Origin of the sequence: Dactylosporangium sp. NPDC048998 (assembly GCF_043197855.1) — a bacterium.
GTDB lineage: Bacteria > Actinomycetota > Actinomycetes > Mycobacteriales > Micromonosporaceae > Dactylosporangium.
Genome location: NZ_JBICTV010000007.1, coordinates 201,919 through 215,636, shown reverse-complemented (window position 1 = coordinate 215,636; position 13,718 = coordinate 201,919). Strand labels below are relative to the sequence as shown.

14 protein-coding genes and 1 pseudogene are annotated in these 13,718 nt (G+C 72.9%); 5 read left to right on the top strand and 10 right to left on the bottom strand.

Translation table 11 applies throughout. From position 1 onward, the window contains the following. Positions 1-49: 49 nt before the first annotated feature. Positions 50-619: pseudogene (locus ACGFI8_RS19790) on the top strand (MFS transporter); the annotation flags it as partial. Here ACGFI8_RS19790 and ACGFI8_RS19785 read toward each other — a convergent pair. The 7 genes from ACGFI8_RS19785 to ACGFI8_RS19755 all read right to left on the bottom strand — a co-directional run bounded on the left by ACGFI8_RS19785 (position 602) and on the right by ACGFI8_RS19755 (position 7,028). Then, a complete protein-coding gene (locus ACGFI8_RS19785; protein ID WP_392806737.1) occupies positions 602-1,834 on the bottom strand; it encodes an RNA polymerase sigma factor in 1,233 nt (410 codons plus the stop codon). The pseudogene ACGFI8_RS19790 and the gene ACGFI8_RS19785 sit on opposite strands and share 18 nt — an antisense overlap. Then, positions 1,831-2,187 carry a YciI family protein gene (locus tag ACGFI8_RS19780; protein WP_392806736.1) on the bottom strand — a complete coding sequence of 119 codons (357 nt, stop codon included), beginning with the start codon at positions 2,185-2,187 and terminating at the stop codon, positions 1,831-1,833. The genes ACGFI8_RS19785 and ACGFI8_RS19780 overlap by 4 nt, the downstream gene beginning before the upstream one ends. A gap of 77 nt (positions 2,188-2,264) precedes the next feature. Further along, positions 2,265-2,606 carry an MmcQ/YjbR family DNA-binding protein gene (locus tag ACGFI8_RS19775; protein WP_392806734.1) on the bottom strand — a complete coding sequence of 114 codons (342 nt, stop codon included), beginning with the start codon at positions 2,604-2,606 and terminating at the stop codon, positions 2,265-2,267. A gap of 49 nt (positions 2,607-2,655) precedes the next feature. Next, the gene (locus ACGFI8_RS19770) at positions 2,656-3,261 is read right to left on the bottom strand and encodes a TIGR03086 family metal-binding protein (protein ID WP_392806732.1); all 606 of its coding nucleotides are present in this window, start codon (positions 3,259-3,261) and stop codon (positions 2,656-2,658) included. Then, entirely contained in the window at positions 3,251-3,667 is a 417-nt protein-coding gene (locus ACGFI8_RS19765) for an SRPBCC domain-containing protein (protein WP_392806731.1), read from the bottom strand. The genes ACGFI8_RS19770 and ACGFI8_RS19765 overlap by 11 nt, the downstream gene beginning before the upstream one ends. Next, positions 3,664-3,996, bottom strand: coding sequence for an ArsR/SmtB family transcription factor (locus ACGFI8_RS19760; RefSeq protein ID WP_392806729.1), 333 nt, complete (start codon positions 3,994-3,996; stop codon positions 3,664-3,666). The genes ACGFI8_RS19765 and ACGFI8_RS19760 overlap by 4 nt, the downstream gene beginning before the upstream one ends. Before the next feature lie 95 nt (positions 3,997-4,091). Then, positions 4,092-7,028: a glycoside hydrolase family 48 protein gene (locus ACGFI8_RS19755; protein ID WP_392806727.1), complete on the bottom strand. Its 2,937-nt coding sequence runs from the start codon at positions 7,026-7,028 to the stop codon at positions 4,092-4,094. A 359-nt stretch (positions 7,029-7,387) separates the two neighbouring features. Between ACGFI8_RS19755 and ACGFI8_RS19750 the strand changes: the two genes are divergently transcribed. Further along, positions 7,388-7,888, top strand: a complete 501-nt coding sequence (locus ACGFI8_RS19750; RefSeq protein WP_392806726.1) for an SPW repeat protein — start codon at positions 7,388-7,390, stop codon at positions 7,886-7,888. A gap of 28 nt (positions 7,889-7,916) precedes the next feature. Here ACGFI8_RS19750 and ACGFI8_RS19745 read toward each other — a convergent pair whose 3' ends face one another. Next, positions 7,917-8,432: a DinB family protein gene (locus tag ACGFI8_RS19745; protein ID WP_392806725.1), complete on the bottom strand. Its 516-nt coding sequence runs from the start codon at positions 8,430-8,432 to the stop codon at positions 7,917-7,919. 110 nt (positions 8,433-8,542) lie between these two features. On the opposite strand from ACGFI8_RS19745, the gene pgm reads away from it, so the two are divergent. Beyond that, the gene (gene pgm, locus ACGFI8_RS19740) at positions 8,543-10,174 is read left to right on the top strand and encodes a phosphoglucomutase (alpha-D-glucose-1,6-bisphosphate-dependent) (RefSeq protein WP_392806724.1); all 1,632 of its coding nucleotides are present in this window, start codon (positions 8,543-8,545) and stop codon (positions 10,172-10,174) included. 36 nt (positions 10,175-10,210) lie between these two features. Here the strand turns inward: pgm and ACGFI8_RS19735 are convergent, their stop codons facing one another. Then, complete coding sequence (locus ACGFI8_RS19735; RefSeq protein ID WP_392806722.1) at positions 10,211-10,864, bottom strand: adenylate kinase; 654 nt, start codon at positions 10,862-10,864, stop codon at positions 10,211-10,213. 167 nt (positions 10,865-11,031) lie between these two features. Further along, positions 11,032-11,406: an FKBP-type peptidyl-prolyl cis-trans isomerase gene (locus ACGFI8_RS19730; RefSeq protein WP_392806721.1), complete on the bottom strand. Its 375-nt coding sequence runs from the start codon at positions 11,404-11,406 to the stop codon at positions 11,032-11,034. 65 nt (positions 11,407-11,471) lie between these two features. Between ACGFI8_RS19730 and ACGFI8_RS19725 the strand changes: the two genes are divergently transcribed. Next, positions 11,472-12,029: a hypothetical protein gene (locus ACGFI8_RS19725; protein WP_392806719.1), complete on the top strand. Its 558-nt coding sequence runs from the start codon at positions 11,472-11,474 to the stop codon at positions 12,027-12,029. A 56-nt stretch (positions 12,030-12,085) separates the two neighbouring features. Next, positions 12,086-13,681: an MFS transporter gene (locus ACGFI8_RS19720; protein ID WP_392806718.1), complete on the top strand. Its 1,596-nt coding sequence runs from the start codon at positions 12,086-12,088 to the stop codon at positions 13,679-13,681. Positions 13,682-13,718: the final 37 nt, after the last annotated feature.

Sequence of the window (13,718 nt, the reverse complement as noted above, 5' to 3'; positions counted from 1 at the left end):
CTCGGCCTGATCGTGCCGATCGTGCCGGCCCTCATGACTTTCCGACCGCTACGGCCGGCGGCCCGTCCTGCTCGTGTCGCTGGCCTGCCTCGGCGCCGACTACCTGGCCCACGCCGTCTCGCCGGCGCCCTGGCCGCTGCTGGTGTTCCACGCCCTCGCCGGGGCCTGCGCGGGAACGAACACCGTGGTCAACGCCTACATCGCCGACGTCACCGAGCCGCAGCGGCGGGCCCGCGCGTACGGGCTGGTCGGCTCCGCGTTCGCGGCCGGCTTCGTCGACGGCCCGACGCTCGGCGGCCTGCTCGGCGCCGTCGACGTGCGGCTGCCGTTCCTCGCCGCGGCCGGCCTGGCTCTGGCCAACGTCGCCTACGGCTACGCCGTCCTGCCCGAGTCGTGGCCCGGTGACCGGACGACGCCGCTGACCCTGCGGGTGGCCAACCCGGTCGAGGTCCCGGTCGCGGCCGGCGCGGTGTTCGCCTGGTCGCTGCCGCACGCGATGCCGGGCCTGGTGTTCGCGGGCGCGGCCGTCTTCGCGGCCGCGTCCACGCTCGTGCTGGCCGCGACGCCCGCCACCGTGGTAGCCGGTTCGCGGGCGCCTCGGTCACCGGACCGAGCGTAGGCGCTCGGCCAGGAACCTGCGCTCCACCTCGTTGGCGGTCAGGGCCAGCGCCTCCTCGTACGCCAGGGCCGCCTCCGCGCGGCGGCCCAGGCGGCGCAGGAAGTCGGCCCGGGCCGCGCTCAGGTAGCCGTAGCCGGCCAGCGCCGGCTCGTCCAGCAGCGGCTCGAGGGCGGCCAGCCCCGCCGCCGGGCCGTCGCGCAGGCCGAGGGCCGCGGCGCGGTTGAGGCGCACCACCGGGGACGGCCAGAGGGTCAGCAGCACGTCGTACAGGCCGGTGATCTCGGTCCAGTCGGTCGCCTCCCACGACGGGGACTCGGCGTGCACCGCGGCGATCGCCGCCTGCACCGCCCACCGCGTCGGTGGCCGGCGCAGCGCCTCGCCCAGCAGCGCCGTGCCCTCGGCGACGCGGGCGCCGTCCCACCGGCCGCGGTCCTGCTCCGGCAGCAGGAGCAGCCGGCCGTCGGGGCCGACCCGGGCGTCGCGGCGGGCGTCGACGAGCAGCAGCAGGGCCAGGAGGGCGGCGACCTCCGCGTCGCGCGGGAGCAGCAGCCGCAGCATCCGGGCCACCGAAACCGCGCCGTCCACCAGGTCGTACCGCACGAGCCGCGCCCCGGCTGGCGCCGTGTGCCCGGTGGTGAAGACGAGGTGGAGCACCTCGCACACCGCGCTGACGCGGGCCGGCAGCTCCTCGGGGGCCGGCACCCGGTAGGGGATGCGCGCGGTGGCGATCTTGCGCTTGGCGCGGGTGATCCGGGCGGCCATCGCCGGCTCGGCGACCAGGTACGCCCGGGCCACCTCCGCGGTGGACAGGCCGCACACCAGCCGCAGCGTGAGCGCCACCTGCGCGTCGCGGGACAGGGCCGGATGGCAGCAGGTGAAAATGAGGCGCAGGCGGTCGTCGTCGAGGGTCTCGTCGGCGGCGGGCGCCGCCTCGTCGGTGACGAGCAGGGGGAGCTTCTGGCGCAGCACCCGCTCGCGGCGCAGCCGGTCGAGGGCGCGGTTGCGGGCCACCGTCGTGAGCCAGGCGCCGGGGCGGTCCGGGACGCCGGACTCGGCCCACGCCTCCATCGCCCGGGCGAACGCGTCCTGCACGCACTCCTCGGCCAGGTCGAGGTCGCGGGTCAGGCGTACGGTGGCGGACAGGACGCGGGCCCATTCCTGCCGGTGGGCCCGCGCCACCGCGCCGGCCACGTTCACCCGGCCCACCACGCTCATCCGTGCTCCACGATCGGGCGGACCTCCACGCCGCCGTGGCCCGAGGCGAGCTCGGGCAGGCGGGCGGCCAGGGCGAGGACCGCGTCGAGGTCGGGGGCCTCGACGACGTAGTAGCCGCCGAGGGCCTCCTTCGTCTCCAGGAACGGGCCGTCGGTCGGGGTCGGTGCCGTGCCGGTGGCCGAGCGCAGCGTGGTGGCGGTCGAGGCCGGCTCCAGCTCGTGGCCGCCGAGCAGGCCCTCGCCCGCGGCCCGGCGGAACGCCTCGTGGGCCGCGCCCTTCGCCGCGCGCTCCGGCTCGGTCTCGGCGTCCCAGCGCCGCTCGTCGCCGTAGATGAGGATCAGGTACTTCGCCATGTCGTCCGTCCGGTGCTCGAGTGGGTGCCTTCACGAAGGCGACGAACGACCGGCCCCCGCGATCGACGCATCGCCGGTCACTGCGCGGGGCGATCCTTCTTGGGGAGTTTGGAGACGACCCAGCGGTAGGACTCGTCGACGGCCTCGAGGACCTCGTCGTCGGGGATCGCGCCGCCGAGGCGCAGGGTGTTCCAGCCGGACCGGCCGATGTACGCCATGGCCGAGGCGTCCTCGGGGTAGCGGTGCAGCCACTCGTCGGCGGCCTCGCGGCTGGGCGCGCACTTCACGCCGACCGTGCCGGTCCCCACGAAGGCGAAGATCTTCGGGCCGACCTTCGCCACGACGTCGCCCTCCCACGGCTCGTCCGGCCAGGCGCCGGGCTTGCCGAGGCAGTGCGCGAGGAGCTCATCCCTGGTCATGGTCGCCGACGGTACCGCAGAACGGGCCCAGAACGCCCCCGGAACGGCCTCAGAACGGCTTTCGCCCGGCGAAGCAGAGGAACCTGGTCTGCGCGTCCGCCCCGTCCGGCGCCGGGACCGGCGGGTCGAACGCGCCGGTGGCCAGCAGCCCCGCCGCGTAGGGCTCGGCGGCCCGGTGGGTGCGCGCGACCTGGGCCGGGTCGAGGGTCTCGTCGCCGCCGGTGGCGCGGGCCAGGTCCCAGGTGTGCACGAGCAGCTCGATGCTGCCGACGACGGCGACGGCCTGCGCGACGGGCACGGCGCCCATCGGCCCGCCGGGCAGCCGGAGCGCGGCCCGGCCGGGGTCGGCGAGCATGGCCAGCATGTCGTCGCGGCAGGCGGCGAACGCGGCGGCCAGGTCGGCGCCGTCCGCCACGGGCGGCGCGCCGGACATCGGGCCGACCCCGACGCCGTCGGCGGGCGCCGGCGGCGGGCCGCCGGCCATGGCGAGAAACCCGCGGTGGCCGTTGATCAGGTGCGCGACCACGTCCCGGGCGCTCCACCCGCGGCACGGGCTGGGTGCGTCCCAGCGGTCCGCGGGCGTGGCCCGGACGCGGGCCAGGAACCCGTCGGCGAGCACGCGGTAGTCCCGCGCGGTGTCCGGCTCAGATGGCATCGAGTACCTCCAAGAGTCGTTCGGCGATCCGGCCGCTCCAGCCGGCGCCCATGACGAGACGTGCGCGCCGCAGGCCCGGGCCGCCCTCCTGGAGCAGGAACAGCCGGGTACCGCGCCCCTCCGGGTGCAGCGTCCAGGTGATGGTCCAGGCCCCGTCGCCGGCGGCGTCGCGCCACCGCACGCGCAGCATCCGCTCGGGTTCGAAGCCGAGCACCTCGGCGTCGATGTGCCCGGAGAACCCGGCGGCGGGCATCGGCGCGACCCGCATGGTGTAGCGGTGGCCGGCCTCGAGGCGGAAGTCGCCGGGCATCAGCCAGCGGGCGATGAGGTCGGGCTCGGTGAGCGCGCGCCAGACCTTGGCCGGGGGATGGGGATAGAAGGCGTCGACGGCGAGGTCATCGCTCACGGCAGGTCGTCCAGGTCGTCAAGGTCGTCCAGGACGTCGCCGAGCGCCTTGAGCCGCTCGCCCCAGAAGGCCTCGAAGGGGGCGAGCCAGTCGCGGACCTCGGCCAGCGGGGCGGCCTCCAGGCGGTACAGCCGCTGCCGCCCCGACCTCGTCTCGCTGGCCAGGCCGGCGTCGCGCAGCACCTTGAGGTGCTCGGAGAAGCTCGGGCGGGCGATGTCGAAGCGGGCGGCGAGGGCGGCGACGGGCTGCGGGCCCTGCTCGCGCAGCACCTGCAGCACCTCGCGCCGGACGGGGTTGGCGAGGGCGGCGAAGACGGCGGTCTCGGACACGCCGCCGACTATAGGTCGGAAAAAACCTACCTGTCAAAGGGGCCGGGCACCCCGCGAACGGGGTGCCCGGATGGTGCGGTGGTTCAGGCGGTGGTTCAGGAGCCGATCAGCAGACCGTAGTCGGCCATCGCCATGGCGATGTCGGACTGCGCCCAGAACCGGTGGAACGTGAAGGTCGGGGCCGGGCCGGTGCCGTTGAGGTACGCCTGCACCTGCGGCCAGCTCGGGTCGCTCTTGTAGAAGGAACGGATGTCCAGGAACGTCTTGCCGGGGGCGATCACGTCGCCGTTGGGCATGACGCCGCTGTAACCGGACGGGATGTACAGGCCGTTCTGGTCGGAGGAGGACCAGACCTTGTTGAACCGGTTGTAGTCGGTGCGGGTCTCCGGGATGCCCACGCCCTGCGCGTCGGTGTGCAGCCAGATGCCGTCGAGCAGCTTCTTGGCCGTCGTCTTCGCGGACGCGTTGTTCGCCTTGGCGCCGTAGTAGGTGAGCAGCCGCGCGTACGCGGCGGCGATACCGACGTCGGTGCCGGAGCTGACGACCGACACGTGCAGGTTGGTGTTGGCGGCCGGGCTGGACGGGTTCCAGGTGGCCGGCGCGCCGGTCCAGGAGAGCGTGTCGGGGATCTTGAAGTCGCCGTTCGAGGTGAACGACGTGTTCGCGATCGCCCAGCTCACCCACTTGTCGAGCATGGTCTTGGCCTTGGCGTCACCGGTCGCGTAGTAGTACTCCGCGACCCGCTCCACCGACCACGCCTGGAAACCGAACCACTGGTTGGACGGCGGGTCGTGGTACACCGGCTGCACGTCGTAGGCCATGCCGTAGAACGTCGGCGTGCCGGCCGGAGGAGCCGAGTAGTTGCCGTTCCAGCTGTTCGTCGCGCCGCCGGCGAAGGCACCCTCGGAGGACTGCAGCCACTGGTAGAACTCCAGCTGCCGGCCGAGGCTGGTCTGCCAGTCGGCCTTGGCCGTCGGCGACTTCGGGGTCAGCGCCGCCACGTTGGCCAGCGCGTAGGCCGCCAGCGGGTTCTGGTAGCCCTGGTGGTTGTGGCTGGAACCGATGCGCCACGACCACGCACCGCCCGTGTCGCCGCCCCAGGCGTAGTACCAGGACAGCAGGTACGCCGAGGAGTCCTTGCCGGTACCCGCAGCGCAGCCGGTCGAGGTGCAACCGGGCTTCTTGAAGTACTTGTCGTACATCGCGTACCGCAGGTAGTCGCCCATCTTCGCGGCCTTCGCGACGGTCGCCGCGACGTCGGCCTGCTTGCCCTGGGCGGTCGACCACTGCAGCGCCCAGTAGGCCGCCTCGACCGCGCGGGCGTCGGCGTCCGGGGCGTCGGTGTAACGCCACTGCTTCGCCGGGGCGCCGTCGATGAACAGCGGCAGGTAGCCGCCGTTCTGCTTGGCGCCGAAGCGGAAGTCCTCGCAGGACGGGTGGGCGACGGTCTCCCACACCGACTCCTCCGGGCCGCGCTGGTAGGTGTTGATGTACGACACCTTCGAGCCGGCCACCGGCGTGCAGGAGCTGTAGCCGTAGACGTTGTCCACGTCCTCCAGCCAGTGCATGCCGTAGATGTCGGTGTTGCCGTACGTGGAGGTCAGCTCGTTGTACAGCGGGTCGACGCCCGCCTTCACCGAGGAGTCCAGGTGCCCGCCCTGCTGCGGGTAGAGGCTCGGCTGGGGCGCCTCAGCCGCGTAGGTGGCCGGCGACGACGGGTTGTAGCCGCCGGTTGTCTGGTTGGCGTGGGTCGGGATGATGTACTTCTCCATCGTGTCCCAGGCCTTGTTGAACGGGGCCCAGTCCCCCTTCACCCGGCCGTACTGCGCCTCCAGCCACAGCCAGAAGCTGAACGCCTCCGAGGTCGTCTCGTGGCCCCAGTCGGGCGCCTCGACGACGAGGGTCTCGATCGCGTGGTAGGGCACGCCCTCGGGGGAGAAGTACCCGTTGCCGTGCAGCTTGTTGTACTGGTCGAGGAACCGCTGGACGTACGTTCCACCGGCGACGTCGACCACGGTGGCCTGCGCGGTGGCGGACTGCCAGCCGGTCGCGGCGAGGGTGAACGTGGCCGTGGCGTTGCTGGCGGCGGCCGCGGCGGCGGAGACCGTGACGGTCTGCGCCGTGTTCCAGTTGGCGGTGGTGAACGTCAGCGACGTCGGCGCGGCGGTGATGTTGGTGTCACCCGTCTTGCTGACCGTCACCGTGACGTTGCTGGTCGGCGCCTGGCTGAGCTTGACCGACAGCGGGGACGAGCCGCCCTTGGTCAAGGACAGCGTCGACGGAGTGGCGACGATCGCCGGGGTGGTCGCCGCGTCGACGAACACCGGCACGGCGGTGGAGGTGCTCACCCCGCCCTTGGTGTCGTACGCCTTGGCCTGCAGGCTGTACGCCGCGGTCTGGGCCGGCACTCCGGTCCAGGTGTACGTCCACGGCGCGGCCGTCTTCGAGCCCAGCAGCAGGCCGTCGTGGTAGAACTCGACCTTGCTGACCGAGTCGCCCGGGTCCGGGTCGCTGGCGGCGACAGTGATCGGGATCGACGCGGGGGCGGTGTAGCGGGTGTTGGCCGCCGGCGCGGAGATGCTCACCGTCGGCGGCGTGTTCTGGGTCGTCCCCCCGGTGCACGCCGTACCGTTCACCTTGAAGTTGGCGGGGTCGGGGTTACTGCCGCTCCAAGCGCCGTTGAACCCGAACGAGATGACCCCGTTGGTCGCGACGTTGCCGTTGTAGCTCAGGTTCTTGGCGTCGACGTGCAGCCCTGTCTGAGTCTTGTCGGCGTTCCAGATCTGCGTGATCGTCTGCGACGAGTTGCCGAAGTCCCAGCCGACGGTCCAGCTGGTGAGCGCGTCGCCGAGGTTCGTGACGTCGACCTGGCCCTGGAAGCCGCCGGGCCACTCGTTCACCTTCGTGTACTTCGCCGAGCAGCCGGCCGCGGCATGGGCGGTGCCGGGCAGTGCGACGAGGCTGCCGGCGATCAGCACACCGACGGCCACTGCGCGGAGCCGGCGTTTGGCCCCGCGTTTGGGAATGGACATGACGCTCCTTGTGAAAGTTTCGTACCGGTGGGCGGGCAGCGGTCAGCGCAATGGCGGTGTTCCGTAAGGCCATTGCTGGCAGTGCCCCGGCGGCTCCCAGACGCGAGGTGGCGACGATTCTGGCATGGGAGCGCTCCCGGTACAAGCGCGCTACGGTCTCGGCACCCATCGATGCGCGGAGGTGATGCCGAAACCCCCCAATCGCGGCTCCCACGCGAAGCCGGGCGTGGCGGCCGGCGTCTGCAGCGCCATCCGCCGCGCCCGGTTCTTTCACGGCCCGCCGCATCAGCGGGCCCTGAGGGGTTAGTTCCGCCGGTTTCGGGTTAGTCGAAGAGTCATCCGATCGGAAGGGGGTCGTCATGGTCCGACCCATCTCAGATCTCGCGGGCCATCCGGATATCGTCGAGTTGCGTGCACGCTACGACCAGGTGGCGGAGACGCCCGCGGTGCGCATCACCGACGGTGTTCTGGCGCTCACCGGGCTCTACCTGGCGATCAGCCCGTGGGTGGTGGGCTTCACGCCCTTCGCGGCCAACCTGGCCGTCAACAACCTGATCTGTGGCGGCGCGGTGGCCCTCCTGGCCAGCGGCTTCGCCGTCGCCTACGGCCGCACCCACAGCCTGGCGTGGTTGCCGGTGGTGGTCGGCGTGTGGACGATCATCTCGCCGTGGGTCATCCTGCGTGGGTTCACCACGGGTGGCATCATCGCCAACAACGTCGTGGTCGGCGCGATCATGATCGTTCTCGGCCTCGTGGCGATGCGTCCCGCCATGGTGGCCCGCAGGCGGCAGGGCGGCCGGTTCGCCGGCCGCGGCGGCGGCGCCGGGGCCGGCGAGCCGACCCCCGGCACGCCACGGTGACCTTTCCGGCTGGGCCCGCGCCGCGGGCTCAGCCGGTCTCGCCGTCGATGCGCTCGCGCAGCACGTCGGCGTGACCATTGTGCCGCGCGTACTCCTGGATGAGGTGGAGGTACACCGCGCGCAGCGACATCGGCCCGCGCTGGGTGTCGATGAAAGCATCATCCAGGGCGTTGCCGGCGACCGCCTCCCGCGAGGAGCGCCACTGCGCCAGCAGCCGCTCGTAGTCGCGTTCGGCCTGCTCGGGGTCGACCTCGTCGAAGGCGGCGTCGCGGGCGTCCGGGCGCTTGTAGAAGTACGACACCTCGCGGCCGTGGAAGCGGGCGTGGAACCACTCGAGCTCCACGTCGGTGAGGTGGCGCACCAGGCCCAGCAGCGACAGGGTCGACGGCGGCGCGACCACCTCGGCCAGCTCGGCCCCGGTCAGGCCGGTGCACTTGGCGGCGAGCACGGCGCGCTGCCAGTCGAGGAAGCCCTCCAGGAGGGTCCGCTCGCCGGCCACGAGCGAACCTCCGAACGGCGGCGGTGGGGGAGCGACCCAGGTCATGCGCCGATCCTCGCACGCGGGCCGGGCGGCGACGATCCGGGGTCGCGGGAGCCGAGGGAGCCGGGCCGTCCCTTGCGCGCGCCGGGTCCCGACGTGGCAACGTATGCGGTATGTCCGTCCATCCCCGCGCAGGGCAGCCCGCGCAGCGCTCCGACCTCGTCGACGTGCCGCGGCTCATCACCAGCTACTACACCGTGCACCCCGACCCGGCCGACCCCGCCCAGCAGGTCGCCTTCGGCACCTCCGGTCACCGCGGTTCGAGCCTGCGCGGCTCGTTCAACGAGGACCACATCGTCGCGACCAGCCAGGCGATCTGCGACTACCGGGCGAGTCAGGGGTACGGTGGCCCGCTCTTCCTCGGCCGGGACACCCACGCCCTGTCGGAGCCGGCGACGGTCAGCGCGCTGGAGGTGTTCGCCGCCAACGACGTCACCGTGCTCGTCGACAGCCGCGACGGATACACGCCCACGCCGGCGGTGTCGCACGCGATCCTCGCCAACCGCCACCGCGGCGCCGACGGGGTCGTCGTCACCCCGTCGCACAACCCGCCGGAGGACGGCGGCTTCAAGTACAACCCGCCCAACGGCGGGCCGGCCGACACCGACGTGACGAAGTGGATCCAGGACCGGGCCAACGAGCTGCTGCGGGCGGGCCTGAAGGAGGTGCGCCGCGTGCCCTACGCGCGCGCCCTGGCCGCGCCGGGCACGCAGCGCTTCGACTTCCTCGCCGGCTACGCCGACGACCTCGGCTCGGTCATCGACATGGCCGCCGTAGGCGCGGCCGGGGTCCGTATCGGCGCCGACCCGCTGGGCGGGGCGAGCGTGTTGTACTGGGCATACATCGCCGATCGGTACAAGCTGGACCTGACCGTGGTCAACCCGGTCGTCGACCCCACGTTCGGGTTCATGACGCTCGACTGGGACGGCAAGATCCGCATGGACTGCTCGTCGCCGAACGCGATGGCCTCGCTCATCGGCCGCCGCGCCGACTATCAGGTGGCCACCGGCAACGACGCGGACGCGGACCGGCACGGGATCGTGACCCCGGACGCCGGCCTGATGAACCCCAACCACTTCCTCGCCGTCGCCATCGACTACCTCTACCGCAACCGCGACGGCTGGCCGGCCGCCGCCGCGATCGGCAAGACCCTGGTGTCGTCCTCGATGATCGACCGGGTCGCGTCCGATCTCGGCCGCACCCTGGTCGAGGTGCCGGTCGGGTTCAAGTGGTTCGTCCCCGGCCTGCTCGACGGGTCGGTCGCCTTCGGTGGGGAGGAGAGCGCCGGCGCGTCGTTCCTGCGCCGCGACGGCTCGGTCTGGACCACCGACAAGGACGGCATCCTGCTGTGCCTGCTCGCCTCGGAGATCCTCGCCCGCACCGGCCGCACCCCGAGCGAGCACTACCGCGACCTGGTCGCCCGGCACGGCGAGCCGGCCTACGCCCGCATCGACGTCGCCTGCACCCGCGAGGAGAAGGCGGTGCTCGGCCGGCTCTCGCCCGAGCAGGTGGGCGCGACCAGCCTCGCCGGCGAGCCGATCACCGCGAAGCTGACCGCGGCCCCGGGCAACGGGGCCGCGATCGGCGGACTCAAGGTCGTCACGGAGTCGGGCTGGTTCGCCGCCCGGCCCTCGGGCACCGAGGACGTGTACAAGGTCTACGCGGAGTCGTTCCAGGGCCCCGAGCACCTGGCGCGCATCCAGGACGAGGCCCGCGGGGTCGTGTCGGCCGCCCTCAGCGGCTGACGGGCGGGACGCTCAGGCCGTTGCTCATGCCCTTGCTCAGGCCACTGCCCGATCCTGGGTGGTGGCCTGACGGGCGCCGGAGGCGTGGGTGTTGGAGCGCTTGAACGCCCGCTGCAGCTGCACGACGATCGACCAGGTCACCTCGGCGACCGGCCGGGCGCCGTTGACCTGGATGAGCAGCTCGCGCTGGGCGTAGTAGTCCAGCAGCGGCCGGGTCTTCTCCTCGTACACCTTGATCCGGTGCCGCACGACGTCCTCGGTGTCGTCGGCGCCGCGGGCGCGGGCCAGCAGGCGGCGGATGAGCTCGTCCTCGGGCACCTCGAGGTGCACGGCGATCTGTACGCCGACGCCCAGGCTGCCGGCGGTGCGGTACGCAGCCTCGGCCTGCTCCACCGTGCGCGGGAACCCGTCGAGCACGTAACCGCCGGTGTCGGCGGCGGCGAGGACCGGTTTGCGCAACATGTCCATGATGATCGAGTCGGGCACCAACTCGCCCTTGTTGACGATGTCCTCGACGGTCCGGCCGATCGTGGTGCCCTCGGCGATGTGCCGGCGCAACAGGTCGCCGCTCGCGATGTGAGTGATCCCGAACTGCTTGGCGATCGCGTCGGCCTGGGTGCCCTTTCCGGCGCCCGGCGCCCCCACCATCAGGATCCGCTTCGCCCGCGGTGCCGCCGACTGCATCGTCATCTGCACACCCCTTCGTATGCCCGCCCATCGGCCCGCCGCCGATGGTCCAGCATCGCATCCCGATATGAGGTGTGCGCTGTGGGATGGCTGTGAATTTGTCCATTCCCGGCTGTGAACATCGAAGTCCACCAGCCGGGAATGCACATGCGTCCGACGGTGTCGACCGTCTATCGGGTGCCGAGCAGGTCGACGACGAAGACCAGCGTCTCGCCCGGCTTGATGACGCCGCCGGCGCCGCGGTCGCCGTAGCCGAGGTGCGGCGGGATGACGAGCTTGCGCCGCCCGCCGACGCGCATCCCGGCCACGCCCCGGTCCCAGCCGGTGATGACCTCGCCCCGGCCCAGCCCGAAGTCGAACGAGCCGGGCCGGTTCCAGGAGGCGTCGAACTCGCGGCCGGTCGACAGCGCCACCCCCACGTAGTGGACGCTCACCTGCTGACCGGGCACGGCCTCCGGGCCGTCGCCCACGGTGATGTCCTCGATCACCAGGTCGGCCGGGGGCGGGCCGTCGGGCAGGGTCACGTCGGGCTTGCTCAACGCCATGCGCTTGACTCCTTCGTTACGAAACGTCGGCTCCATCCTGCCTCATGGCGTCGTACCGTCGGCGCATGCACCCCGTCAGGGTGGCGTACTGGCTGGTGATGGCCGGCGCCGGGCTGCAGTTGGGGCAGGCCGGCGCGGCGGCCTGGCTGCTGCTGCGCTACGACGGGGTGGTCGAGCGCCTGGGCCCGTGGTCGCGCATCGAGGCGATGCTCATCGAGACCGTCTACGTGCACCTCCTCGGCGCGTTCGTGCTGGCCGCGGGGCTGTGCGTGCTGCTGTCGGGCGCGGCGATGGCGGTGCCGCGGCGCAGCCCGTACACCCGCGGCGTCGTCGGCTGGGTGCTGCTGCTGGTCGTGCTGGCGCTGCTGCTCGGCGTCGTCTACAGCCCCGACTCGGTACTGCTGCCCGACAACCAGCGCCAGCTCGATCACCTGCAGCCGTTGCTGCCGCTGTGGTACACCGCCGTGCAGGGCATCGCCGTCATCGGCGCGATCGGCCTGTCGGTCCTGGCGGTCCTGCGCCTGGCCCGCGAGGAGGCCGGCGAGTACTACCACCGGCGGCACGACCCGACGGCGACCTGGCGCGGGTTCACCTCCTGGCTCGACATGCGCTTCCAGGATTGACCCGGATTCCGTTCCGGCGGATGTCGAGAACCCCGGGCCGGCTCCGACCGGTGGGTATGACGAAGCGTTCACCATGGCAGCCTTCACCCTGGCTGGGGCTCGCCGTGCTGGCCCTGCCCGCCCTGCTGGTCTCCATCGACGTGTTCGTGCTGCTGCTCGCGCTGCCGCGCATCGGCGCCGAGCTGCACGCGAGCAGCACCGAACAGCTGTGGATCCTCGACGTCTACGGCTTCCTGCTCTCCGGGTTCATGATCACCATGGGTACCCTCGGCGACCGCATCGGCCGGCGCCGCCTGCTGCTGCTCGGCGCGGCCGCGTTCGGCGCCGCGTCGATCGCCGCCGCCTACAGCACCGGCCCGGTCATGCTCATCGCCGCCCGCGCCGCGCTCGGCATCGCCGGCGCCACCCTCGCCCCGTCCGCGCTGGCCCTGATCAGCGGCCTGTTCCCGGACCCGCGACGGCGGGGCCTGGCGATCGGGGTGTGGATGGTCTGCTTCATGAGCGGCGCGATCATCGGCCCGGTCGTCGGCGGCTCCCTGCTGCAGCACTTCTGGTGGGGCTCGGCCTTCCTGCTCGGCGTCCCGGCGATGGCGTTGCTGCTCGTCCTCGGCCCGATCCTGCTGCCCGAGCAGCGCCACCCCGGCACCGGCCGGTTCGACCTGCCCAGCGTCGGGCTGTCGCTCGCCGCGATCCTGCCCGCCGTCTACGGGGTGAAGGAACTCGCCCGCGGCGGATGGCACCCGCTGCCCGTCGCCGCGCTCGCCGCCGGCCTCGCGTTCACCGCCGTGTTCGTGCGCCGCCAGCGCACCCTCGCCGACCCGCTGCTGGACCTGCGCCTGTTCGGCGACCGCGCGCTCGCCACGACCCTCGGCGGGATGTTCACCGGCACGATGCTGACCGGCGCGATGATGGTCTTCATCACCCAGCACCTGCAGGTCGTCGCCGGCCTGTCCCCGCGCGACGCCGGCCTGTGGATCCTGCCCGCGGCGATCGCGAGCGCGGCGAGCTTCCAGCTCGCCCCGCTGCTGGCCCGCCGGATCCCACCGGGCCGGCTCATCGGCGCCGGCCTGCTGACCAGCGCCGCGGGCGCGGCGCTCGTCGTGCTCGTACCCGCCGGCGCGGGACCGCTGCCGATCGTCGCCGCGTTCGTGATCAGCAATCTCGGCATGGGCCCGATGGTCACCCTGGCCACCGGCATCGTGCTCGGCTCGGCCCCGCCGGAGCGCGCCGGCTCCGCGGGCGCGCTCAACGAGGTCAGCGGCGAGTTCGGGTACGCCCTCGGCATCGCGCTACTGGGCAGCCTCGGCACGGCCGTGTACCGCGCCGTGGTCGACCTGCCGCCCGGACTGCCCGCGTCCGCCGCCTCCGGCGCCCGGGACACGGTGACCGCGGCGACCGCGGCCGCCGCCGGCCTGCCCGCCGACGTCGCCGCCCCGCTGCTGGCCGCGGCCCGGACCGCCGCGACGTCGGGCCTGCACGTGGTGGCGGCGGTCTGCGCCGTGGTGCTCGCCGCCCTGGCCGTGCTGACCCTGCGGATGCTGCGCGACCTGCCGCCGCTGACCGCGGCCCGGCCCGAGCCCGAGCCGGCCTTGGATCCGGCCGCCGAGCCCGCCCCGGCGCCGGCCCTGCCCGCTGCGGACTCCGGCCGGTGACGAGCCGCCCGCTTGACGGCGCGCAAAGCCGGTGGGG

Coding starts and splice junctions, on each gene's coding strand:
- ACGFI8_RS19735 (WP_392806722.1), bottom strand. CDS start 10,864: ATGACGATGCAGTCGGCGGCACCGCGGGCGAAGCGGATCCTGATGGTG.
- ACGFI8_RS19725 (WP_392806719.1), top strand. CDS start 11,472: ATGCACCCCGTCAGGGTGGCGTACTGGCTGGTGATGGCCGGCGCCGGG.
- pgm (WP_392806724.1), top strand. CDS start 8,543: ATGTCCGTCCATCCCCGCGCAGGGCAGCCCGCGCAGCGCTCCGACCTC.
- ACGFI8_RS19780 (WP_392806736.1), bottom strand. CDS start 2,187: ATGGCGAAGTACCTGATCCTCATCTACGGCGACGAGCGGCGCTGGGAC.
- ACGFI8_RS19730 (WP_392806721.1), bottom strand. CDS start 11,406: ATGGCGTTGAGCAAGCCCGACGTGACCCTGCCCGACGGCCCGCCCCCG.
- ACGFI8_RS19755 (WP_392806727.1), bottom strand. CDS start 7,028: ATGTCCATTCCCAAACGCGGGGCCAAACGCCGGCTCCGCGCAGTGGCC.
- ACGFI8_RS19745 (WP_392806725.1), bottom strand. CDS start 8,432: ATGACCTGGGTCGCTCCCCCACCGCCGCCGTTCGGAGGTTCGCTCGTG.
- ACGFI8_RS19785 (WP_392806737.1), bottom strand. CDS start 1,834: ATGAGCGTGGTGGGCCGGGTGAACGTGGCCGGCGCGGTGGCGCGGGCC.
- ACGFI8_RS19720 (WP_392806718.1), top strand. CDS start 12,086: ATGACGAAGCGTTCACCATGGCAGCCTTCACCCTGGCTGGGGCTCGCC.
- ACGFI8_RS19775 (WP_392806734.1), bottom strand. CDS start 2,606: ATGACCAGGGATGAGCTCCTCGCGCACTGCCTCGGCAAGCCCGGCGCC.
- ACGFI8_RS19750 (WP_392806726.1), top strand. CDS start 7,388: ATGGTCCGACCCATCTCAGATCTCGCGGGCCATCCGGATATCGTCGAG.
- ACGFI8_RS19770 (WP_392806732.1), bottom strand. CDS start 3,261: ATGCCATCTGAGCCGGACACCGCGCGGGACTACCGCGTGCTCGCCGAC.